Origin of the sequence: Nitrobacter sp. TKz-YC01 (assembly GCF_047824785.1) — a bacterium.
Taxonomy (GTDB): Bacteria; Pseudomonadota; Alphaproteobacteria; order Rhizobiales; family Xanthobacteraceae; genus Nitrobacter.
Window position 1 is genome coordinate 2,537,103 of the sequence record NZ_CP181167.1, and the last position, 20,765, is coordinate 2,557,867.

The 20,765-nt window shown below is 63.1% G+C and carries 25 protein-coding genes and 1 tRNA gene; 9 read left to right on the forward strand and 17 right to left on the reverse strand.

Annotated elements, in window-relative coordinates:
- The first annotated feature begins 176 nt into the window (after positions 1-176).
- Together ACMYR2_RS12075 and ACMYR2_RS12080 are read left to right on the forward strand one after the other, a co-directional pair.
- Positions 177-422 carry a zinc-finger domain-containing protein gene (locus ACMYR2_RS12075; RefSeq protein ID WP_347263165.1) on the forward strand — a complete coding sequence of 82 codons (246 nt, stop codon included), beginning with the start codon at positions 177-179 and terminating at the stop codon, positions 420-422.
- Positions 423-430: 8 nt separating this feature from the next.
- Positions 431-1,633: an FAD-dependent monooxygenase gene (locus tag ACMYR2_RS12080; protein ID WP_347263197.1), complete on the forward strand. Its 1,203-nt coding sequence runs from the start codon at positions 431-433 to the stop codon at positions 1,631-1,633.
- Positions 1,634-1,693: 60 nt separating this feature from the next.
- Here ACMYR2_RS12080 and ACMYR2_RS12085 read toward each other — a convergent pair whose 3' ends face one another.
- The 4 genes from ACMYR2_RS12085 to ACMYR2_RS12100 all read right to left on the reverse strand — a co-directional run bounded on the left by ACMYR2_RS12085 (position 1,694) and on the right by ACMYR2_RS12100 (position 3,931).
- On the reverse strand, positions 1,694-2,068 hold the full coding sequence (locus ACMYR2_RS12085) for a twin-arginine translocation pathway signal (protein WP_416192998.1): 375 nt from the start codon (positions 2,066-2,068) through the stop codon (positions 1,694-1,696).
- Positions 2,069-2,169: 101 nt separating this feature from the next.
- Positions 2,170-3,441 (reverse strand): aminopeptidase, encoded by a 1,272-nt coding sequence (locus ACMYR2_RS12090; protein WP_347263164.1) that lies wholly within the window; start codon positions 3,439-3,441, stop codon positions 2,170-2,172.
- A gap of 146 nt (positions 3,442-3,587) precedes the next feature.
- The gene (locus ACMYR2_RS12095) at positions 3,588-3,770 is read right to left on the reverse strand and encodes a hypothetical protein (RefSeq protein ID WP_347263163.1); all 183 of its coding nucleotides are present in this window, start codon (positions 3,768-3,770) and stop codon (positions 3,588-3,590) included.
- Positions 3,771-3,842: 72 nt separating this feature from the next.
- Positions 3,843-3,931, reverse strand: a tRNA-Leu gene (locus ACMYR2_RS12100).
- Positions 3,932-4,086: 155 nt separating this feature from the next.
- On the opposite strand from ACMYR2_RS12100, the gene ACMYR2_RS12105 reads away from it, so the two are divergent.
- Entirely contained in the window at positions 4,087-4,485 is a 399-nt protein-coding gene (locus ACMYR2_RS12105) for a hypothetical protein (protein WP_347263162.1), read from the forward strand.
- Between the two features lie 15 nt (positions 4,486-4,500).
- Here the strand turns inward: ACMYR2_RS12105 and ACMYR2_RS12110 are convergent, their stop codons facing one another.
- The 3 genes from ACMYR2_RS12110 to ACMYR2_RS12120 all read right to left on the reverse strand — a co-directional run bounded on the left by ACMYR2_RS12110 (position 4,501) and on the right by ACMYR2_RS12120 (position 6,726).
- Positions 4,501-5,106, reverse strand: coding sequence for a 2-hydroxychromene-2-carboxylate isomerase (locus tag ACMYR2_RS12110; RefSeq protein ID WP_347263161.1), 606 nt, complete (start codon positions 5,104-5,106; stop codon positions 4,501-4,503).
- Positions 5,107-5,377: 271 nt separating this feature from the next.
- Entirely contained in the window at positions 5,378-5,884 is a 507-nt protein-coding gene (gene gpt / locus ACMYR2_RS12115; protein ID WP_347263160.1) for a xanthine phosphoribosyltransferase, read from the reverse strand.
- Positions 5,885-5,985: 101 nt separating this feature from the next.
- Positions 5,986-6,726: a competence/damage-inducible protein A gene (locus ACMYR2_RS12120; protein WP_416192999.1), complete on the reverse strand. Its 741-nt coding sequence runs from the start codon at positions 6,724-6,726 to the stop codon at positions 5,986-5,988.
- A gap of 54 nt (positions 6,727-6,780) precedes the next feature.
- Between ACMYR2_RS12120 and ACMYR2_RS12125 the strand changes: the two genes are divergently transcribed.
- Entirely contained in the window at positions 6,781-6,921 is a 141-nt protein-coding gene (locus ACMYR2_RS12125; protein ID WP_347263158.1) for a hypothetical protein, read from the forward strand.
- Between the two features lie 82 nt (positions 6,922-7,003).
- Here ACMYR2_RS12125 and ACMYR2_RS12130 read toward each other — a convergent pair whose 3' ends face one another.
- Complete coding sequence (locus ACMYR2_RS12130) at positions 7,004-7,303, reverse strand: usg protein (RefSeq protein WP_347263157.1); 300 nt, start codon at positions 7,301-7,303, stop codon at positions 7,004-7,006.
- A gap of 420 nt (positions 7,304-7,723) precedes the next feature.
- Between ACMYR2_RS12130 and groES the strand changes: the two genes are divergently transcribed.
- Positions 7,724-8,041 carry a co-chaperone GroES gene (gene groES, locus ACMYR2_RS12135; protein ID WP_011315414.1) on the forward strand — a complete coding sequence of 106 codons (318 nt, stop codon included), beginning with the start codon at positions 7,724-7,726 and terminating at the stop codon, positions 8,039-8,041.
- Positions 8,042-8,081: 40 nt separating this feature from the next.
- Positions 8,082-9,722 carry a chaperonin GroEL gene (gene groL / locus ACMYR2_RS12140; RefSeq protein ID WP_416193000.1) on the forward strand — a complete coding sequence of 547 codons (1,641 nt, stop codon included), beginning with the start codon at positions 8,082-8,084 and terminating at the stop codon, positions 9,720-9,722.
- 198 nt (positions 9,723-9,920) lie between these two features.
- On the opposite strand, the gene ACMYR2_RS12145 is transcribed toward groL, so the two are convergent.
- The 4 genes from ACMYR2_RS12145 to ACMYR2_RS12160 all read right to left on the reverse strand — a co-directional run bounded on the left by ACMYR2_RS12145 (position 9,921) and on the right by ACMYR2_RS12160 (position 13,483).
- Complete coding sequence (locus ACMYR2_RS12145) at positions 9,921-10,334, reverse strand: type II toxin-antitoxin system VapC family toxin (protein WP_416193001.1); 414 nt, start codon at positions 10,332-10,334, stop codon at positions 9,921-9,923.
- The gene (locus tag ACMYR2_RS12150; protein WP_347264501.1) at positions 10,334-10,747 is read right to left on the reverse strand and encodes a hypothetical protein; all 414 of its coding nucleotides are present in this window, start codon (positions 10,745-10,747) and stop codon (positions 10,334-10,336) included. Before ACMYR2_RS12150 ends, ACMYR2_RS12145 begins: the two co-directional genes overlap by 1 nt.
- Before the next feature lie 101 nt (positions 10,748-10,848).
- Positions 10,849-12,345 carry a glycosyltransferase family 39 protein gene (locus tag ACMYR2_RS12155; RefSeq protein ID WP_416193002.1) on the reverse strand — a complete coding sequence of 499 codons (1,497 nt, stop codon included), beginning with the start codon at positions 12,343-12,345 and terminating at the stop codon, positions 10,849-10,851.
- Positions 12,346-12,352: 7 nt separating this feature from the next.
- The gene (locus ACMYR2_RS12160; RefSeq protein ID WP_416193003.1) at positions 12,353-13,483 is read right to left on the reverse strand and encodes a glycosyltransferase; all 1,131 of its coding nucleotides are present in this window, start codon (positions 13,481-13,483) and stop codon (positions 12,353-12,355) included.
- Between the two features lie 274 nt (positions 13,484-13,757).
- On the opposite strand from ACMYR2_RS12160, the gene ACMYR2_RS12165 reads away from it, so the two are divergent.
- The 3 genes from ACMYR2_RS12165 (at position 13,758) to bcsS (ending at position 15,906) form a co-directional block, all read left to right on the forward strand.
- Entirely contained in the window at positions 13,758-14,561 is an 804-nt protein-coding gene (locus ACMYR2_RS12165; protein WP_416193004.1) for a DUF72 domain-containing protein, read from the forward strand.
- 11 nt (positions 14,562-14,572) lie between these two features.
- Positions 14,573-15,034 carry a DUF488 domain-containing protein gene (locus ACMYR2_RS12170; protein WP_347264497.1) on the forward strand — a complete coding sequence of 154 codons (462 nt, stop codon included), beginning with the start codon at positions 14,573-14,575 and terminating at the stop codon, positions 15,032-15,034.
- 197 nt (positions 15,035-15,231) lie between these two features.
- Positions 15,232-15,906 carry a cellulose biosynthesis protein BcsS gene (gene bcsS, locus ACMYR2_RS12175; protein ID WP_347264496.1) on the forward strand — a complete coding sequence of 225 codons (675 nt, stop codon included), beginning with the start codon at positions 15,232-15,234 and terminating at the stop codon, positions 15,904-15,906.
- 30 nt (positions 15,907-15,936) lie between these two features.
- Here the strand turns inward: bcsS and ACMYR2_RS12180 are convergent, their stop codons facing one another.
- Genes ACMYR2_RS12180 through ACMYR2_RS12200 form a run of 5 tightly spaced genes read right to left on the reverse strand, consistent with a single transcriptional unit; the run spans position 15,937 to position 20,764 of the window.
- A complete protein-coding gene (locus ACMYR2_RS12180; protein WP_347264495.1) occupies positions 15,937-17,541 on the reverse strand; it encodes a molybdopterin-binding/glycosyltransferase family 2 protein in 1,605 nt (534 codons plus the stop codon).
- Entirely contained in the window at positions 17,538-18,230 is a 693-nt protein-coding gene (locus ACMYR2_RS12185) for an XdhC family protein (protein ID WP_347264494.1), read from the reverse strand. Before ACMYR2_RS12185 ends, ACMYR2_RS12180 begins: the two co-directional genes overlap by 4 nt.
- Before the next feature lie 43 nt (positions 18,231-18,273).
- Positions 18,274-18,597 carry an XdhC family protein gene (locus ACMYR2_RS12190; RefSeq protein WP_347264493.1) on the reverse strand — a complete coding sequence of 108 codons (324 nt, stop codon included), beginning with the start codon at positions 18,595-18,597 and terminating at the stop codon, positions 18,274-18,276.
- Positions 18,581-19,807 carry a VWA domain-containing protein gene (locus ACMYR2_RS12195; RefSeq protein WP_347264492.1) on the reverse strand — a complete coding sequence of 409 codons (1,227 nt, stop codon included), beginning with the start codon at positions 19,805-19,807 and terminating at the stop codon, positions 18,581-18,583. The genes ACMYR2_RS12190 and ACMYR2_RS12195 overlap by 17 nt, the downstream gene beginning before the upstream one ends.
- A 12-nt stretch (positions 19,808-19,819) precedes the next feature.
- Positions 19,820-20,764: an AAA family ATPase gene (locus ACMYR2_RS12200; RefSeq protein ID WP_416193005.1), complete on the reverse strand. Its 945-nt coding sequence runs from the start codon at positions 20,762-20,764 to the stop codon at positions 19,820-19,822.
- Position 20,765 lies beyond the last annotated feature (1 nt).

Sequence of the window (20,765 nt, forward strand, 5' to 3'; positions counted from 1 at the left end):
GGTTCGCGCGAAGAAAAATGCTCCCGATCAAGAACTTGCGCATATTCTGATCGCAGAACCGGTATCCACTTTTGCGGATTACGCGCTAGGAATTCGAAGCGCCGGCAAGTATGGTGCCCGCGCGATGTCGTCGTTATCGGTGTATCGATGTCTCGCGACGACCTGAGGTTGAAAGCATGTCCGATCACGTCGTTCCCCACTTCCATAACGATTCCGGCGTCGCCGTCATTGAAATCGGCTCGCGGGAATTCATGTGCGTCGGAGCCAATCCACCCTTCGATCATCCGCACGTCTTTCTTGATCTCGGCGACGACGGCGAAATCATCTGCCCCTATTGTTCGACGCTGTATCGTTTCGCGGCCGACCTCGGTCCCGGACAGGCCCGTCCTCCCGAATGCGTGGTGAGGGACAAGGCCGCCTGATCCACCCTGTGCGCACGTCACGCACAGTCGTCATCGCCGGCGCCGGAATCGGAGGCTTGACGGCAGCGCTGGCGCTGGCGGCGAGAGGGTTTCGCGTCCTCATCATCGAAACGGCCGAACGCCTCGAAGAGGCCGGCGCGGGACTGCAGCTTTCGCCAAATGCAACGCGTATCCTGATCGAACTCGGCCTGCACGAGCGGCTGTCCGCCCGCGCGCTGGTTCCGGAAGCCGTCAGCATCATGAGCGCAAGGCGCGGCGGCGAGATCTGCCGCCTCCCGCTCGGCGAGGCCGCCGCCTCGCGCGCCGGTGCGCCGTACTGGGTGATGCATCGCGCCGATCTGCAGGCGGCGCTGCTGGAGCAGGTCCGCGATCATCCCGGCATCGAACTGCGTCTCGGCGCCAACGTCGAAGACGCGGCCGCGTACGCCACCGGCGCGAACGCCGGGGTATGCGGCGGCACGACAGGTTCACGGGATACCGCATGGGCGCTGATCGGCGCCGACGGCGTGTGGTCCACCTTGCGCAGGCGGCTTTTTCCGAATGCAGCGGCGCTGTTTTCCGGCCTGATCGCCTGGCGCGGGACCGTCGAGGCCGCACGGCTCCCGCGTGACATGACCGGGCCGCGCATACAGCTCTGGATGGGTCCGGGCGCTCATCTCGTGACCTATCCGATGTCGGGAGGGCACCGAATCAACCTGGTCGCCGTCGTTACCGGCGGCTGGACTGAGCCCGGCTGGAACGCGTCGGCAGATGCCGCGGAGATCCAACGCGCGTTCGCGCAAGCGAGCTGGCCCGAGTCCGCGCGCCTGATGATCGACGCGGTCGGCCACTGGCACAAATGGGCGCTGTTCACGATTCCGCCGATGGCCGCGTGGCACCGCGACAACACGACTCTGCTCGGCGATGCCGCCCATGCGATGCTGCCCTTCGCCGCGCAGGGTGCGGGCATGGCGATCGAGGATGCCGCGATTCTGGCGCGGTGCCTCGGCGAAGCCGCGAACGGAGACGCCGAAAGCGCCGCGTCCGCGCTGGCGCGTTATGCCGGGCTGCGGCGCGCGCGCGTCGCGCGGGTGCAGGAAACCGCGCAACTGAACGGACGTATCTACCATCTCGGGGGCATCGCCGCCTCGGCGCGCGACTTCGCGATCAGAGCGATGGGCCCACGGCGTATGCTGGCGCGTCAGGACTGGATCTACAGTTGGCGGCCCTGAACCGGGCGGACTCAAACTCGATAAACGGCGCTGTCGGAGCGCCCCGGTGCAACGCAGGCTTCACCTGCGGGGGTCGCCTGCGGGCGTCTCCTGCGCCGCCGAAGCCTGGTCACACTTGTTTTTCCGCCACGTCTCATCGGCAAGTTTGGCCGACGCGCGCGTGGTAATGTAGTCGTTGCGATACGCCAGCTCGGCGACAGCGGTCCCCGCGACGCCGGTATGAGCCTTTTCGATCAGCCCCTGCAACTCCGCCGTACGTGTCGCCAGATATTTGCGTTGCGCATCGAGCTGCGGGCAATCATAGAGATCATACGCTGCGGGATCGACGAACGCGCCCGAGACGGCCCCGTCGCCGAGATTGGCGCAACCGCCGAGACCGCCGCCGATGATCAGCAAAGCAATGAACACGGGCAGCCGCAGACGAAAGTCATTCACGGTCCGGTGCCGCATGGGTCCCCATTGACGAAGCCGGGCCATACGCCCGGCAAACTGCGAAAAAGCACCGGCTCGTGACCGCATTGAGGCCGATCGGGCGATCAGGCGCGAGCGGCTTGCGCCCACTCGCCCTTACGGAAAACGGGAACACGACTGCCGTCGCCGCGTATGCCGTCGATATCGGTCTCGCCTGACCCGATCATCCAGTCGATATGAATGAAGCTCTTGTTGCCGCCCTGCGCTGCGATCTGCTCCGGCGACAGCTTCTCGCCGCCGACGAAGCACTTCGAATAGCACTGACCGAGCGCGATGTGGCTCGCCGCGTTTTCGTCGAACAGCGTGTTGTAGAACAACAGCCCGCTCTTCGAAATCGGCGAGGAATGCGGCACCAGCGCCACCTCTCCGAGCCGCCGCGCACCCTCGTCCGTATCCAGCACCTTGTTGAGCACGTCGGCGCCGCGCGACGCCTGAGCCTCGACGATCCGCCCCTGCTCGAAGCGCACCGCGATGCCGTCGATCAGCGTGCCCTGATACGACAGCGGCTTGGTGCTTCGGACATGCCCTTCGACCCGCAAGGCATGAGGCGTCGTGAACACCTCCTCGGTCGGGATGTTCGGATTGCAGATGATGCCATTCCTGGCCATGGACGCGCCGCCCACCCATTCATGACCGTCGGCCAGGCCGACCGTGAGGTCGGTGCCGGGGCCGGCGTAATGCAAGGCATGGAAGCGCTGGCCGTTGAGCCAGTCGGTCCACTGGCGCAGCGCCGCATTGTGCGCGGTCCAGTTCGCGACCGGATCATCGTCGTCGACGCGCGAGGCGGAAAAAATCGCGTCCGCCAGCTTGGCCACCGCGCCGTCCGCGCTGTCGTCGGGAAACATCAGGCTGGCCCACGCCGCGCCCGGATAAGCGACGATATTCCAGTTGACGTCGAAGCCGACGATCTTCTCAAGCGCCGGCTGGTAGGCCATGGAGTTCGCCTTGTTGGCGCGGGCAACTTTCGCCGCGTCCTCGCCCGACAGCAGCATCGGATTGTCGCCGACGATGGCGAGCCGCGCGGTGTTGGCGGCGAACGCCTTCGCCATGCCCTCATAGAGCCATCCGGCGGCGCGATCGAAACTCTCGTCCGTCCCGAACCTGAAGCGCGACAACGTGATGTCTTCATCGGAGAAAAACGGCGTCACCAGCCCCGCCCCCGCCTTGTAGGCATGTTCGGCGATCCGCCGGACCAGCGGCAACGCCACCGCGGGCGCGGTGATCAGAAGGTCCTGTCCCGGCGCAAGTTGCAGGCCGACCCTGACCGCGACTTCCGCCAGACGATCCAGCTTCACCGGATCGATCGGCGTGACGATATTGCGCTGATGCTGGGTCATGCGAACTTATCCCGATAAATGGCGCGGGCTGAATCAGGGCCGCCGACTAGAGCATGATCCCGAAAAGTGGAAACCGGTTTTCGGGTAAGATCATGCTCTGACAAAAAATAAGCGACGAGTCTGATTCAACGCAGTTGAAACAGACTCTAGCCGTCAGGCGTCGTCTTGAAGCGTCCGACCAGACGCTCCCCGTCCCACATTTCCACATGACGGACGCCAACCAATCTCTTCGCGGCTTCGATGGCCTGGGCGTCGTCATCGCACACGATGAGCGTGTCGCTCTGGATGTGGCCTTTGTCGTTAAGGATGTAGACTCGATAATCGGTCACCTGATCCTGTCTCCAGATTTTCGCTATCACCGGCGCGCCTGCGGGCGGAGCGGGCCGGCGCCGGTTCACAAATGGTGCCCCCAACCCGAGTCGAACGGGTACGTCCCTGACGGGACTACAGATTTTAAGTCTGTTGCGTCTACCAGTTTCGCCATGGGGGCGGTGATTCCAAGTCCCTTCGTCTACCGATTCCGCCATGCCCGCGCGCTTTTCTTTTCAGACACTTAGAGAGGAAATGCAATGGCGGTATTGCAAACGACCCGCGCGTTCTGCAAATGCGTGCACTCGGCAATGAAACGATGCAGGAGATGCACCCATGACCTCAACCGACGACGTGACGAACCTGGTGGAGCGGTTGCGGCAAGACGCCGAGATGCTCAGGGACGGCTATCAGAGCAACCTCACCGAGCTTTGGCACGGCGTCGTCGTGAAGGATGCCGCGAAGGCTTGCGCGGAAGCCGCCGACCTCATCGAATCCCAGGCTCAGGCGATAAGCAACGCCAAGGCGGAATGGGATGCATTGGATCAATCCCACCGATCCATCGGCGAGCAACTCGGCAACGAAGGCAGGCGTCGTATCGCCGCCGAAACCAGATTGAAAGAGGCGGAGAAGGTGGTCGAACTGGTCGCGGCGATGCGAATTAACAACTCCGAGCAGATTCGACTTGTGACGCGCGCCCGCTCCTATCTCGCTTCAAAGAAAGCGGAAGAATAACAAGCGCCGCGCGCATTACGCAGCCTTCTTTCGTTGCAGCGCCTCGCGGAGCAGCGGCAGACGGTCGTTGCCGAAGTACATGTCGGTCTTGTTCAGGAAGATCGTCGGCGATCCGAACGCGCCGCGCGCGATCGCCTCGTCGGTATTGGCCTTGAGTTCGTTCTTGATGCCCTCATCCCCGATACCGTTCAAAAGCTTCTCAGGGTCGATGTCGAGCGATTTGCAGATCTCGGCCAGCACCGGCTCCCGCGAGATGTCCTTGTCATCGCGCCAATAGGCTTCGAACACCGCCCTCGCGAACGGCACCATCGCGTCATTGCCGAGCCATAGACAGCCACGCATGGCCTTGACGCTGTTCACCGGAAACACGGTCGGCGGCATCCTGATCGTGAGCCCCGCCAGTCGTGCCCAATCCGCGAGATCCTTCTTCGTGTAGTTGACCTTCGCCGCCACCGGATTTTCCCGCGCGGCGGAAACGCCCGGATTGACGGCATTGAAAATCCCGCCGACCAGAACCGGCCGCCAGGAAATCTGCTCACCGAATTCTTTCGCCAGCGGCTGGATGTTGTGGAAGGCGAGATAGGTCCAGGGACTGGCGCAATCGAAGAAGAATTCGATCATGGGATGTTTCCTTTAATTCTTCCGATCGGCTTGGCCCGGCGACCCATGGCTTGTCAACCTTGACACAAGGCGGGTGTGACGCTCAGGATTCGATGTCACGATGTCGACCATAGGAAGGATCCGTCGCACTTTTGTGTCGCATCACGCGTATGTCGCATCACGCCGCGCCCGCAATGCGCGCGCGGCGGATCACAGCGTGACGCATGACCCGGTTTTGAAAACAGGACGCGCGTTTTCTTTTCCTGTTGCAGGCAGGAACGGCGGAAATTTTCTACGCCGCGCCGTCGCGCAATGGCGGAGCGAAGGCAAGATCGAGATCCCACGGAAAATAGATCCAGGTATCCTGCGAAACCTCGGTGATGAACGTATCGACCAGCGGCTTGCCGAGCGGCTTGGCGTAGACGGTCGCGAAATGCGCATCCGGAATCATGCCGCGCACCACGCGCGCGGTGGCGCCGGTGTCGACAAGATCGTCGACGACCAGAAGATTCTTGCCTGAGCCGCCGCCGAGCTTCACTGTCATATCGGAGATGCCTTTCAGCACCTTCAATTCGCTTTTGTGGAGGTGATCGTAGCTTGCGATACACACCGTATCGATCACGCGGACACCGAGTTCGCGCGCCACGATCGCGGCGGGAACGAGACCGCCGCGGGTGATCGCGACCACCGCATGGAAGGGACCGGTCTCGTTCAACCGCCAGCTCAAGGCGCGGCAGTCGCGATGAAACTGGTCCCAGGACACCGGAAAAGCCTTGTCGGGTGTTTTGTGAGCGGTCACTTGGTGATTTCCGTCAGGATTGTTTTCTTGATAGCGCTTGTCGAGCGAAGCATGTCCCTGGACTTGAGCGCAAGCACGCCAACCAGAACAACGAGTGATCGTTACTGGGGCAGCTTGAGAGTCGCCAGCATCGCCTTCACGGCGTCCATTGCCGTTGTCAGGCTGGCCTGATCGCGGGATCGCACCACGATGCTCGTGTTCGGCGTTCCGTTCTCGTCGAGAAACGGATAACTGCCGATGGCGGTGTCCGGATGCGCGTTGGCGATCTCGCGCAGCGGCGTGCCGATGTCACCTTCACGGCAATTGCCGCGCACCGATTCCGACAGCATCCGATCGCCGACCCGCAGCGTCGGCGCGACGATATCCATCATCGCCTGCATGATCGAAGGCACGCCCGCCATGACGATGACATTGCCGATCCGGAAACCGGGCGCCAGAATGGTTGCGCTTTGAATCGGTTCGGCCCCCTGGGGAATGCGCGCCATCCGCAACCGCGCCTCATTCAACTCGCCGGGCTTCTGGTAGCGCTCCTTGAAACGCGCCACCACCTCGGGATGATAATCGATGCTGACATCCAGGGCTTTCGCGACGCTGTCGGCGGTGATGTCGTCATGTGTCGGGCCGATCCCTCCGGTCGTGAAGACGTAGGTGTAACGCGCGCGAAGCGCGTTCACCGCCGCGACGATATCGGCCTCGTCGTCGGCGACGATGCGCACCTCCTTGAGATCGATTCCGATATTCGTCAGGTATTCCGCGATGAATCCGATGTTCTTGTCCTTCGTCCTGCCGGACAGGATTTCATCTCCGATCACCAGAACGCCCGCGGTGACAATATCACCCATCACCTCTCCTCGCCGTCAGCAGGCTCTTGCCCCTCGCCACGGACCTGCCGCTTCATGGCGGGCGTGGCGCGTCATGTGCCGGGCGCACGCCGGAAGACCGGAAATTTCAGGCGCGATCGGGCGCCGGGACGCAACGCGCCCCATCAGAAGGAAACGATCCTGACGCGGATGCGCGCCTTCGCGATCATCACATGACGCGCAGCCGCGCCAGCGTCAAGACGCGCGCCTCCCACGGCGAAACGGCAACGGCCGGCGGCGTTCCATCGTGAGGCTCCCCTCAATGCAGACGAAACACGCCGTCCACCGCGCGCAATTCAGCAGGCTTGATCAGCCTCGAATGCGCCACCGTCACTGAAACCAGCGGTCCGTCGAGCTGCTTTTCCCAGAAGGCGAGAAAATCGCACAGCGCCGGAAACTTCGGAAACATGTCGTAATTCTGCCAGACGTAGCTCTGCAACAGCCATTGCCGATCGGGCCGGCGGTACAGGATTTCCGCGGTCGTCAGACCATAGCCGAGCACCTGCTTGCGAAAGTCGTCGGTCACGCCGCCAGGCCGCACATCATCCTTCGAAACCATGTCCAAACCTCCTTGAATGGAGGCTGCGCCATCGGCGAAGTGACGGGCCGACTTCCCCGATCGCTCCAATGCCTCCAGACCCGCTTCGGAACCGTTGTCAGGCGGCCGCCATTCTTCGACGGATCATCCTTAAAATGTGACGGCGCGCCGCCCCGATCACAAGCCTGAAAACAAATAGTATGTTTGATTAACTTAGCTCTGGCAGCGACTTACCGCGCCTGCTAACAATAGGCTGTACTCTGGCGAGGATCGGTGAACCACGTTGGCAGTCTCCACCCTGGATTGCTTAAAAAATCCGCCTTTCACCCTTGTCCGCGCCCTGAACGTCCCTTATGTCCTGTCCGGTCATGCTGGCACTCGCCGGTATTGACTGCCAGAATTCATAAACATCACAGATTTTCAATGTCTTAGGAGGACTGCATGAAATTCCGTCCGCTTCACGACCGCGTCGTGGTCAAGCGCATCGACGCAGAAGAGAAGACCGCAGGCGGCATCATCATTCCCGACACGGCCAAGGAAAAGCCATCGCAGGGCGAGGTTGTCGCCGTCGGCCCCGGCGGCCGCGACGAGGCCGGCAAGCTGATCCCGATCGACCTCAAGGTCGGCGACCGCGTGTTGTTCGGCAAGTGGTCCGGCACCGAAGTCAAGATCGAGGGCCAGGATCTCCTGATCATGAAGGAATCCGACATCATGGGCGTCCTCACCGACGTCGCGCCCGCCAAGAAGAAGGCCGCCTGAGCGCCATTCCCTGCACGATCATTCAAAGGAACAACTCAACATGTCAGCCAAAGATGTCAAATTCGGCGTCGACGCTCGCGACAAGATGCTGCGCGGCGTGGACATCCTCGCCAACGCCGTGAAGGTGACGCTGGGTCCGAAGGGCCGCAACGTCGTGCTGGAAAAGTCGTTCGGCGCGCCCCGCATCACCAAGGACGGCGTCACCGTCGCCAAGGAAATCGAGCTTGACGACAAGTTCGAGAACATGGGCGCGCAGATGGTGCGCGAAGTCGCCTCCAAGTCAGCCGACGCGGCCGGCGACGGCACCACCACCGCGACGGTTCTGGCCCAGGCGATCGTGAAGGAAGGCGCCAAGTCGGTCGCCGCCGGCATGAATCCGATGGACCTGAAGCGCGGCATTGATCTGGCCGTCGAGGCCGTTGTCGCCGACCTCGTGAGAAACTCCAAGAAGGTCACCTCGAACGAGGAAATCGCCCAGGTCGGCACCATCTCGGCCAACGGTGATTCCGAAATCGGCAAGTTCCTCGCCGACGCCATGAAGAAGGTCGGCAACGAGGGCGTCATCACGGTCGAGGAAGCCAAGTCGCTCGAAACCGAACTCGATGTGGTCGAGGGCATGCAGTTCGACCGCGGCTATATCTCCCCCTACTTCGTCACCAACGCCGAGAAGATGCGCGTTGAGATGGACGACGCCTACATCCTGATCAACGAGAAGAAGCTCTCCTCGCTGAACGAGCTGCTGCCGCTGCTCGAAGCCGTGGTGCAGACCGGCAAGCCGCTTGTGATCGTCGCGGAAGACGTCGAGGGCGAGGCGCTGGCGACGCTGGTGGTCAACCGCCTGCGCGGCGGCCTCAAGGTCGCGGCCGTCAAGGCGCCGGGCTTCGGCGATCGCCGCAAGGCCATGCTGCAGGATATCGCCATCCTGACCGGCGGTCAGGCGATCAGCGAAGACCTCGGCATCAAGCTCGAGAACGTCACGCTGCAGATGCTCGGCCGCGCCAAGAAGGTGATGATCGACAAGGAAAACACCACGATCGTCAACGGCTCCGGCAAGAAAGCCGACATCGAGGCGCGCGTGGCGCAGATCAAGGCGCAGATCGAGGAGACCACCTCGGACTACGACCGCGAGAAGCTTCAGGAGCGTCTGGCCAAGCTCGCGGGCGGCGTCGCGGTGATCCGCGTCGGCGGCGCGACCGAGGTCGAGGTGAAGGAGCGCAAGGATCGCGTGGACGACGCGATGCATGCGACCCGCGCGGCTGTCGAGGAAGGCATCGTGCCGGGCGGCGGCGTCGCCCTGCTCCGTGCCTCCGAGCAGCTCAAGCGCATCAAGACCCAGAACGACGACCAGAAGACCGGCGTCGAGATCGTGCGCAAGGCGCTGTCCGCGCCGGCCCGCCAGATCGCGATCAACGCGGGCGAGGACGGCAGCGTCATCGTCGGCAAGATCCTCGAGAAGGAGCAGTATTCGCACGGCTTCGACTCGCAGACCGGCGAATACGGCAACCTGATCTCCAAGGGCATCATCGACCCGACCAAGGTCGTGCGCACCGCGATCCAGAACGCCGCATCCGTCGCCTCGCTTCTGATCACCACCGAAGCGATGGTCGCCGAACTGCCGAAGAAGAACAGCCCTGCCCCGGCGATGCCGGGCGGCGGCGGCATGGGCGGCATGGATTTCTGACGCATAGCGTCAGAAACCGCCGCCCCTGAACTATAAATACATAAAGCCGGGCAAGCCCGGCTTTATGTGGCGGCATGGATTTCCAAAGTCCATCAGCCTTCCAAGCTGAATACCGATGAGAAAGGCCCGGCGTAAGCCGGGCCTTTCGTTTATGCTTCGTCAGTTGTTCGAATACGCTCAAAGACGGTCACGGTCCTCTCAACACTCCACCACGCTTACGTGCCCTTGCTTGCCATAAGCGAGCAGAACCCGATCGCGCGTGATGAGCGTTGCTCCGAGGTCGCGTGCGGTGGCGGCCACGATACGATCGGCGGGATCACGTGGCGGCGTTCCCGGCAGGAATGACGACGCAATCAGAAGTTCCGGCGGCATCGGCGCGAGTTTAACGCCGGGAATGTCGAGCAACTTCGCGAACCATCGCTCCGGCGCGATCTGCAACTGCACCCGGCCCCGCGCCGCCAGCAACCCGACCTCCCATGCCGTGATCGGTGAGATGTAGGACGGCGCGCCCTCGCGGTGAGCGGAAGCAAGCAAGTCCAGGGCTGCTCGCGCCAGCTCCGCCTGATCGGAAATCCAGATTGCGGCGCACGTGTCCCACAAGAGAGGCCGCATCAGCGGCGACCATCTGTAGACTTGCTCCACTCGGGATCGGCGGGTGTCGCAATATCCGTACCCGGCATGATCCGCACCATACCCTTCATCGCACCGTAGGCCGGATGTATCGGGTGCAGAGGTGCTGAAGCGGAAGGCTGCGGTTGCCCGGATGATCGCCCGTCACCTTCCCCCTTGCGACGGAAAACAAGCTTCTGCCCTGCCATGTCGACCTGCTCGCTCTCGAAACCAGCCTCAAGCCAAACCCGCGTCAGTACACTGTTGGTCGGGTTATTGCTCCACCACGGTCGGTGTTTGTGAGCCGACGCGGGTAATTTAGTTTGTGTGATCCGCTCGACCTCCGCAAACGACATCGGTACGCGCTCGTGGTTCTGGCTTCTCAGAAAGTCGCCAAGACGATCGTATTTCGACACAGAACTCCTCCTTCCAATAGTTTCTACCTATAGGTAGAACTTTTTTGATCGTCCTGCAAGTCCGGAGGGACAGTGCGTTCCGTATGTTCGAAATACTTGCGCTATCTCAACTCCGCCGGTAGCGGCGCGAGCACGTCGCCCGAAGGCTCCGCCACCACGTTGATAGCGAAGGTCTCGATCGTCAGCGGACCGCGCTTGCGTTCGAGCATTGCGATCTTCTCGACATGATTGAAAGACTGCGCGACAGGCGGCCAGTTATCCGACCCGTCGTCGACGAAAAGCAGCCTGCCGGTGAGTTGATCCATGTCCGGAGGCGGCGCGTTGATCCAGCGAATGCGCTCGAAGTGCTGCGCCACGCAAGTGTCCTTCGGCAGATAGAACCGGAGCCAGCTCGTCACGCCATATCCTTGAGCGAGCACGCAGCGCGCGCCGCTTTTCACGCGCAACGCTTCAATCCCGGCGGCAAGATCGCGCACGCCGACTCCGACGCTGCGCACCGAGGCATCGCGCCGATAGCCTGAAAGGATTCCGGTGTTCACCTGCACCACCAGCGCCACGAACATGCCGACGCCTACCGGCAGCGCCCAGCGGCGGCAAGCATCGGCGAATTTCCGGCCGCGCGGCTGCCAGCGCGTGACGTCGGAAGCAACCGCCGCAGCGATCGCGAGCGCCGGATAGATCGACCCAAACCAGTTGGCCTCGACGCGAGCGTGCAGCGAATGCCAGACGAAATAGATCGTCAGCGTCCACACCGTCGCATTGATCAGCACCCGCGCGGCGCGCGTGCCCTCGCCACGCTTCGACAATGCAAACAGCCCCATCGCGGCGAGCGCGAACACCGGCGGCGTCGCGAAGGCGATCTGGGCCGGGATCAGCTCGACGATATAGCGAAGCGTGAACTGATCGACGCGCGCGCGGCCGAACTGCTTGGCGAACGACACCCAATGATGTTCGGCATTCCAGATGAGGACCGGCGCGAAGATCGCCAGCGCGACCAGCCCGCCAAGATAAGGCCACGGCGTCCGCAGCCAGCGCCGCAGCTCCGGCACCGCCACCAGCCAGATCAGGATCACCGGGCCAAAAAACAGCGCGGTATATTTCGACAGCAGCGCCGCACCGACGGCTACGCCCACAGCGAGCCACCAGACGCCGCGCCCGCCCACCAGCAGTTCGGCGAGACACAGCAGCACGAAACTCGATGCCACCATCAGCGGCGCATCCGGCGTCACGATCACGGTGCCGGCCGCGACCATCAGCATGACGTTGAGAAGAACGGCTGCCGTCGCCGCCGCGCGCGCGCTATCCACCAACAGCACGGTGGCGCGGTAGACAGCGAAGGTCATCGGCAGCGCCAGCAGGATCGACACCAGCCGCACGCCGAGTTCGGTATCGCCCGCGATCATGGTGCCGAGGCGGATCACCACCGCCACCAGCGGCGGATGATCGTAATAGCCGCCAGCCAGATGTTTCGACCATGTCCAGTAGTAAGCTTCGTCGAAGGTCAGCGGAGTGAAGGACGCGCAGACCAGCCGCAACGCCACCAGCGCGAGGACCGTAAGAACGACGGCGCGGACAGACCACGTATCGGTCAGGCACATCGCCGCGCTATCGCCTGCGCCACACGAACAGGCTGGATACCGCGTAATTCCAGACCACGCCCATCAGCGCGCCGGCCGCGCCCGCCAGCCACCAGATCGGCTCCTGATTGTAGACCGAGAACGCGACGCCGACATTGGCGAGCAGGCCGACGCTGCACACCAGATAGAAAATCAGGAGGCCGCGAAGAATCCCCAAGCCTTTCAGGCGCTGGTCGCGATAGGTCAGGAGGTTGTTGAGCAGGAAATTGCTCGTCATCGCTAGGATCGCGCCGAACGCCTGCGAGTGCGGAAATGGCCATGCCAGCACTTCGTGCGCGACAAACAGGCCGGCGAAATGCACGACGACGCCGACCGATCCCACCAGCGCGAACAGCAGGAACCGCAACGACACCGCATCATGCGTCAGCTTCGCCAGCACAAGACCGAGAAAGTCCAGCGCGACCATCGAATCCAGCTTGCTCTCGCCGTGCAGCCGCGAGCCGAAGGTGTAGGGAACTTCGGTGACTCGCAATGCGCCGCGCGCCGTCGCGATCACGTCGAGCAGGATCTTGAAACCCTGGGTCGAAAGCTCAGGCGCGAGCCGTTCGAAGCGGTCGCGGCGAATCATGAAAAAGCCGCTCATGGGGTCGGCGATCTCGATGCGCAGCAGCTTCCTCGCGACCGAGGTTGCCAGCATGCTGAAGCTCGCGCGCTGCTTGTCGAAGCTGTCGGCGCTGCCGCCCTCGATGTAGCGGCTGCCGACGACCAGATCAGCGGCATTGCTTTCCAGCAGCGCGAGCATGGCCGGCAGCCGGGTTTCATCGTGCTGAAGGTCGGCATCCATCACCGCGGCGCACGGCGCGCTCGACGCCAGAATGCCCTCGATGCATGCGCCGGACAGTCCGCGGCGGCCGACGCGCCTGATGCAGCGAACACGGGGATCGACCGCGGCCAGTTCGCGCACCACGTCCGACGTTCCGTCGGGAGAATTGTCATCGACATAGATGACCTCCCACGCGATTCCCTTCAGCGCAGCGGTCAGCTTCCGATACAACGCAACCACGTTGTCGCGCTCGTTGAAGGTGGGCACGACGACCGAAAGCTGGCGCGGCATACCGATTGATGGCTCGACCGGCTCCGGTCTGATGGCTTCATTCATGGCGCCAGCATATATCCGCGGCCGCCGCCAATGCCAAGATGACGGGCATCGTCAGCGGACGCAGGACCGAACCGGCCGCGAGCCAGAAATCCTGATAAAAGCCAGAGCAATGTGTGGGGAGCCGACCGAAGCCAACGACCACGAACAACGGAGCGCGCGTACATCCGGCGCAGCCCTGTCATCCCGTGGTCGTTCCGGCGATGGAGCGGGCTTCGACATCGCCGTTGGTGTTAAAGTAGGTACGATCGGAGCGTCCGCAAGAGGCAGGGCCCCAATGGCGAGTAAAGCAGGCAACATTTATATCGGGGTCGGCGGCTGGACCTTCGCACCCTGGCGCGGCGTTTTCTACCCGGAGAAGCTCGCGCAAGCGAAAGAGCTGGCATATGCCGCCTCCAGGCTGACCTCCATCGAGATCAACGGCACTTATTATGGATCGCAGAAGCGGGAAAGCTTTCGCAAATGGGCGCGCGAGGTGCCGGACGGCTTCGTATTCTCGCTGAAGGGCCCGCGCTTCGCCACCAATCGCCGGGTGCTGGCCGAGGCCGGCGACTCGGTGAACCGCTTCTATGATTCGGGCGTGCTGGAACTGGGCGACCATCTCGGACCGGTGCTGTGGCAGTTCGCGCCGACCAAGGCATTCGACGAATCCGATTTTGGCAAATTCCTCGAGCTCCTGCCGCGAAAGCTGGACAGGCGAGCGCTGCGACACGTCGTCGAGGTTCGCCACGACAGTTTCCGCACGCCGGTCTTCATCTCGCTCCTGCGCCAGTTCCAGGTGCCGGTCGTATTCGCCGAGCACGGCAAGTATCCGGCGATCGCCGATATCGCCGCGGATTTCGTCTATGCGCGCCTGCAAAGGGGCAGCGACGGGATTGAGACTTGCTATCCTCCGAAGCAGCTCGATGCCTGGGCGAAGCGTTTTCAATCCTGGGCCGCGGGCGAGGAACCAGACGATCTGCCGCGCGTGGACGAAGCCCGGCCGAAGAAAATACCGCGCGACGTGTTCGCCTATGTGATTCATGAAGGCAAGGTGCGCGCGCCCGCCGGCGCGATGGAGTTGATTGCACGGGTGACATGAAGGAGCACGGGATGACGCTGACGGCGCCGCTCTTCACCATCGGTTACGAGCAGACCCCGGCCCGAGCCGTCCTCGACGAACTGCAACGGGCCGGCATCAAGTGGCTGGTCGATGTCCGCGCGGTCACATCGTCCCGCCGCCCCGGCTTCTCAAAGAACCAGCTCGCCGCAAGCCTCGGCGATCGCGGCATCGCCTACCTGCACTTGCGGGGGCTTGGAACGCCAAAGCCGGGCAGGCTGGCCCGGCGCAGCGGTAAATTCGACCTGCTGCACGAGATTTACGCCGCGCATCTGAAGACGCTGCAGGCCCGCGAGGAAATCGACGAACTCTCGGCGCTTGTGAGGCAGTCCGGGCCGGTCTGCCTCCTCTGCTATGAGCGTGATCATCAGCATTGTCACCGTCGATGGATCGCCGAGACCATCGAAACCCGCGATGGCGTCACGGTGGAAAACCTGATCGCGCGGCCGCGTTGAGAGCTCAGACGGTTAAAAAAACCTTAAGGGTGTTTCCATATTGTTCACTACGCGATACCCCGCCCGCCTGCTATCAGTAGTTGTACGTAGGGGCGCTTGGAACTTGCGGGGGCTGGGGTACATTGGGGCGCGTGCGCGCAGTTTGCATGGCCGCCTTGCTGGCGTGGCCGGCGATTGGTCGGTCAGTGGCCCAGCCCGTGACCGGCCCGCCGCTGACCGATAATCTCATCGGCGGCTCCAAACCCGAACGGTTCCTGTTTTTCAGCGGCGTTGACGTCTGGCGCAACGGTCTGGCCGGATACGACGGAATGCTGCTGGCCCCGCAGGGCGACCTGAACAAGGATGGCTTTCTGGTTCGTCTGTTCATGTCCGACAACATTGAATTTTACGATACCGCGACGCGCCGCTTCACCACCAATATCTTCCGCGCCTCGGCCCTGCCCGGCTGGCGGATCAAGCGCGGCGACCTCGAAGTCCGGGTGTTTGCCGGTCCAACCCTCGAAATTCGCGGGTTCAAACCCGCCGTCCAGATCGACAGGCTGAGCGGAAGCCGTTTCGGCGTCCAGTTGGCGAGCGAAGTGTGGTGGGAGCCCACGCCAGCGATGATGGTCGCCGCCGCCGCCGCGGTCACCACCGTCAACTCGGTTTACAGCGCCCGCGCTGCGGCAGGCTGGCGCTTGTTCGACCGGTTCTGGATCGGGCCCGAAGTGTCCATGTCCACCGATCGGTTCAGCACCCAGTACCGGCTCGGCGCCCACCTCACGGGCTTCAAGACGGGGATACTGGAGTGGTCGGCCGGCGTCGGCCTGGTGCAGGACAGTTTCGACCGCAACGGCGTTTACGGACGCATCAGCGCCCTGTTCCGAAAGTGAGTTTGCAACGGAACTCCTGACAGCGCGGTATCAGCCGCGTTGAAGCGCTGCCAGGGCTTGAGGCGTATCGATATCGAAGAAGGCGCCGTGAGCATCGACGGGGACTTCCGCCACCGCCGCGGCATGACTCGCAAGCAGATGGCGCCCACCAATGTCGCCGTCAAGCGACATGAGCTCGCCGAAGAAGCGCCGCGACCACAACACCGGATTGCCCTGCCTGCCGTCGCTGACAGGCACGGCGATCAACTGGCCGAGATCAGGTGCAAAGGCCGCGATCAGCTGATCCATAAGACCCGCATCGGCCAGCGGCATGTCCCCCAGGCAGACCAGCGCGCCTCCTGCCTCTTTCGGGATCGCACCTATGCCGACCCTGATGGAACTGGCAAAACCATCGGGGAAATCCGGATTGTATACGAACGTGACGTTGAGTCCTCGCAGCGCACGCTCGACCTCCGCGGCCTGATGGCCGGTGACGACGGTTACGCTCGACGCTTTTGATGCCAGCACCTGCTCGGCCACGACGCGCACCAGCGGCTTGCCGACCAGCTCCGCCAAAAGCTTGTTGGGACCACCCATGCGGGTCGAAAGCCCAGCGGCCAGGATCAATGCGGCGACATTGCAGTTACTGTCAGCCGCGGGTGAAATGCGAGGTTGCGGCCGCGTCACGATTTCCATCAGCAGGCCGCCCACCCCCATGCCGGTCAGATCGCGCCTGGCGACCTTCAATCCGGCGAGCAGGCGCATCAGCACCCAGTCGAACCCGTTCTCGACGGGGGACCGCGCGCAGCCCGGCGCACCCAGCACCGGCACGCCGCGCGCTTTCCCGATCATAAGCAGATTCCCGGGATCGACCGGCATGCCGAAATGGTCAACTACGCCGCCGGCGCCGGTGAGAGCCGCGGGAATGACGTCGCGGCGATCGGCGATCGCGGATGCGCCGAACACGATGACCAGCTCGGCGCCGAGATCGAGCATTTCCTTGATCGCGGCCGACAACACGGACTCCTCATGCGGCACGCGTCGCTCGGCAATGATGGTCGCGCCCGCCGGCGCAAGACGCTCGGCGGTCACGCGCAAGGTCTTGTCGATCACCTTCGGCGCAAGACCGGGGAGCATGGTCGAAACGATGCCGACGCGCTTGATGCGGTAAGGCGCAACCCGCAACACGTCACTTCGTGCCGCCGTCACCGCGGCATCGCGCAGCTTCGCCTCAACGCCGAACGGAATCAGCTTGACGGTGGCGACCATCTCACCCTGCACGACCGGCTTGTAGGCGGGCAGCGTGGCGAACGTAATGGCCTCATCGATATTGTTGATGCGGTTGACCGCCGGGCGATCGACCACCAACACGCCAGCCCGCGCGGCGAACAGATTGGCCCGGCCGGTAAACGCCCGCTCCACCGTGACGCCATCACCGGCGACGGCTTTCGCGACATCCGCTGCCGCCACATCCTCGGACACATCGCCGTCCTCGAGACGGACGACAACGATCTCCCTTACGCCCGCCCTGTTGAGAGCCTCAACCTCCACCGGCCCGATGATGGTGCCCTTCTTGAGTACAAACGCACCCTGCCGCAGGGTATGAACGGTAACACCGCCGAGGGCGTCGTCCGGAGTAGCGGGACCAAATTTCATGCCGCGCTCGCTTTCGGCAGCCGCAGCTGCGCCGTGATCTCCGCCATGATGGCGACCGCGATCTCGGAGGGCGAGATCGCGCCGATCTGAAGACCGATCGGCGCGTGAATGCGTTCGATGCCGGCCTCGGAAACTCCCCTTGCTTTCAGGCGAACGGCGCGCTGACCGTGGGTCTTCCGCGAACCCAACGCTCCGATGTAGAAGCAGTCGCGACCCAGCGCGTGGAATAGCGCGGGGTCGTCGATCTTGGGATCGTGAGTGACAGCAACGAAGGCTGTATAATGATCGATGTCGAGCGCCGGCAGCGCAGCGTCCGGCCAATCCGCGATCAGCCTCACGTCCGGAAAGCGCTCCGGACTTGCAAACGCCGAGCGCGGATCAACCACGGTGACATCGTAGCCGAGCGAACGCGCCAGCGGCGCCAGCGCCTGACTGATGTGAACCGCGCCGACGATCACAAGCTTCGCTGTCGGCGCGTAGACGTTGAGGAACACCTCCCGGCCCTCGACTTCAATCACGCTGCTCTTGCCCATGCGCAGATGCCGTTCCAGTTCGATATGCAGCGGATCACGGGCGATGTCGGCGGCCTTCACGAGGCGCTGCTCGCCATTACCGATATCGGTCACCACGATTACCGGCCTCCGCGCGGCTCGCTCGGCATTGATCGCTGAAAGGGTGGCGAGCTTCACAAGGAACGTCCGGAATCAAATGCGTCAACATACAGCAATGGCACTACACGACTTTCTCGACAAATACCCTGATCCTGCCGCCGCATGACAGGCCGACAGTCCACGCCGTCTCATCCGCCACGCCGAACTCGAGCATCCTGGGCGCCCCACTGGAGATCACGTCGAGCGCCTCGGTCACCACGGCCCCCTCGACGCAACCGCCCGAGACCGATCCCAGAAACGTGCCGTCTTCGTTGACGACAAGGCTAGAGCCGGCCGGACGCGGCGCGGAGCCCCAGGTCTCGACGACCGTCGCCAGCGCAACGCCTTTGCCCGCCTCCGTCCAACTTTCCGCCGCCCTCAGAATATCCTCATCGCGATCGAGCATGATGCCCCTCGTTCAAGCCGCGGGAGGCACCGCGACCATGTCGTCCCGGTGCTTGGGAAAGCGCGGCAATGAGTCCCTCGATGGATGACAAATTATGCACCGGGCGAAATTCGTCAACGTGCGGCAACATCATCCTAATGCCTTGCGCCTTGGGTTCAAAGCCATCATAGCGCAATAGAGGGTTGAGCCAGATCAGTTGGCGACAGGATCGGTGCAGCCGATCCATCTCGAAGGCCAGCCTGGAGTCGGCCTCCCGCTCCAGCCCGTCAGTGATCAGCAGTACCACGGCGCCCTGCCCGAGCACGCGCCTGCCCCACAGCTTGTTGAAATCGTGCAGCGAGGTGGCGATCCGCGTTCCCCCCGCCCAATCCTCCACCACCGAGGAACACGCGGCCAGCGCCTCGTCGGGATCGCGCGCCCGTAGCGCGCGCGTGACATTCGTCAACCGCGTTCCGAACAGAAAAACCGAAACGCGCCCGCGCCGGTTTGTGACGGCATGGAGGAAATGCAGGAACAGGCGGGTATATTCGCTCATCGAGCCCGAGATATCGAGCAGGGTTACGATCGGAGCCGACTTGTCGATCCTGCCGAGGCGATGAATATCGACAATCTCGCCTCCGGTGCGCAGGCCGCCGCGCAGCGTGCGGCGCAGATCCAGCCGCACTCCTCGTGGATCGGGCCGGGCGCGACGTGTGCGCAGTCTGGCCAGCGGCAGTTTCATCTTCGCGATGATCCGCGTCACTTCGGCCAGTTCGGCCGCGCTCATCTGCGCGAAGTCCTTCTTTTGCAATACCTCTCGGTCGGAGACGGAAGGCTGAATCTCCTGTCCCTCCGACGCCTCGCGCTCGCTCGTGACCGCAGGCTGTGACAATGCCTCAAGAACGCGCCGGGACGCCGACGGCGGCGATTTCCTGACCTGGTCCAGCGGCGGGACCGGATCCAGCATGTTCTTCCCTTCCTTCGCGACGCGGAAGAAAAGATCAAAGGCCTGGGCGAATATCAGCGCGTGATCGTGGCGCGTGACAAAAAACGCCTGAAACGTGCTGAAGACATCAGCGCGATTGCCGATGTCGATCAGGCGCAAAGCCTTCAGCGCATCGATGACCGCGCCCGAACCCACGGGAAGACCACATGCGCGCAGCGTACGGGCGAAGCCAGCGACGTTGTCCGCGATGTGGCCGGCCGGCGAATCGAAGTGATTGATGGCCATGCTAATTCCGCCTCATGGCCCGGTGGCGGATTCTTTCAGCAGGTTTTGCACGACATCGTCCTGCATCCGGCTGATATCGTCCTGATATTTCAGGAGCGCGCCGATCGTATCACCAACGATCTGCGGCGTCAGCAAACGGGTATCGAGTTCGGTCAGCGCCGTCGCCCAGTCGATGGTCTCGGCGACGCCCGGGTTCTTGTAGAAATCCCGGTTGCGCAGCGCCTGCACGAAACCCACCACCTGCTGCGACAACGTCGCGGAGATGCCGGGCACCCGTGACCTGACGATCGCAAGTTCGCGCTCGGCGGAAGGGTAATCCACCCAGTGATAGAGACAGCGGCGCTTCAAGGCATCATGAATTTCACGCGTCCTGTTCGACGTCACGACGACGATCGGCGGCGGCGCCGCCTTGACGGTGCCGAATTCGGGGATCGTCACCTGGAAGTCACTGAGAATTTCCAGAAGAAAGGCTTCGAAAGCCTCATCCGCGCGATCGAGTTCGTCGATCAGAAGCACCGGCGGACCACGGACATCCGGCTCCAGGGCCTGGAGCAGCGGCCGTTTGATCAGAAATTTTTCGGCGAAGATATCGCCGGACAACTGCTCGCGATCGGTGTCGCCCGCTGCTTCGGCCAGCCGGATTGAGATCATCTGAGCGTGACTGTTCCACTCATAGGCGGCGGAGGCGAGATCCAATCCCTCGTAACATTGCAGCCGGATCAATCTGCGGCCCAACGCGGCCGACAGCACCTTCGCGATCTCGGTCTTGCCGACGCCCGCCTCGCCCTCGACAAACAGCGGCCGCGCCATGCGCAGCGAAAGAAACACCACCGTCGCCAGCGAACGCCCGGCGAAATAGCCGTGCTTCGCCAGAAGATCGAGCGTGGCATCGACGGACGACGGCAGCGCCGATTCCGCCGTCATGAGGCCCGTCCCGGCGCGGCGAGCATCGCGCATG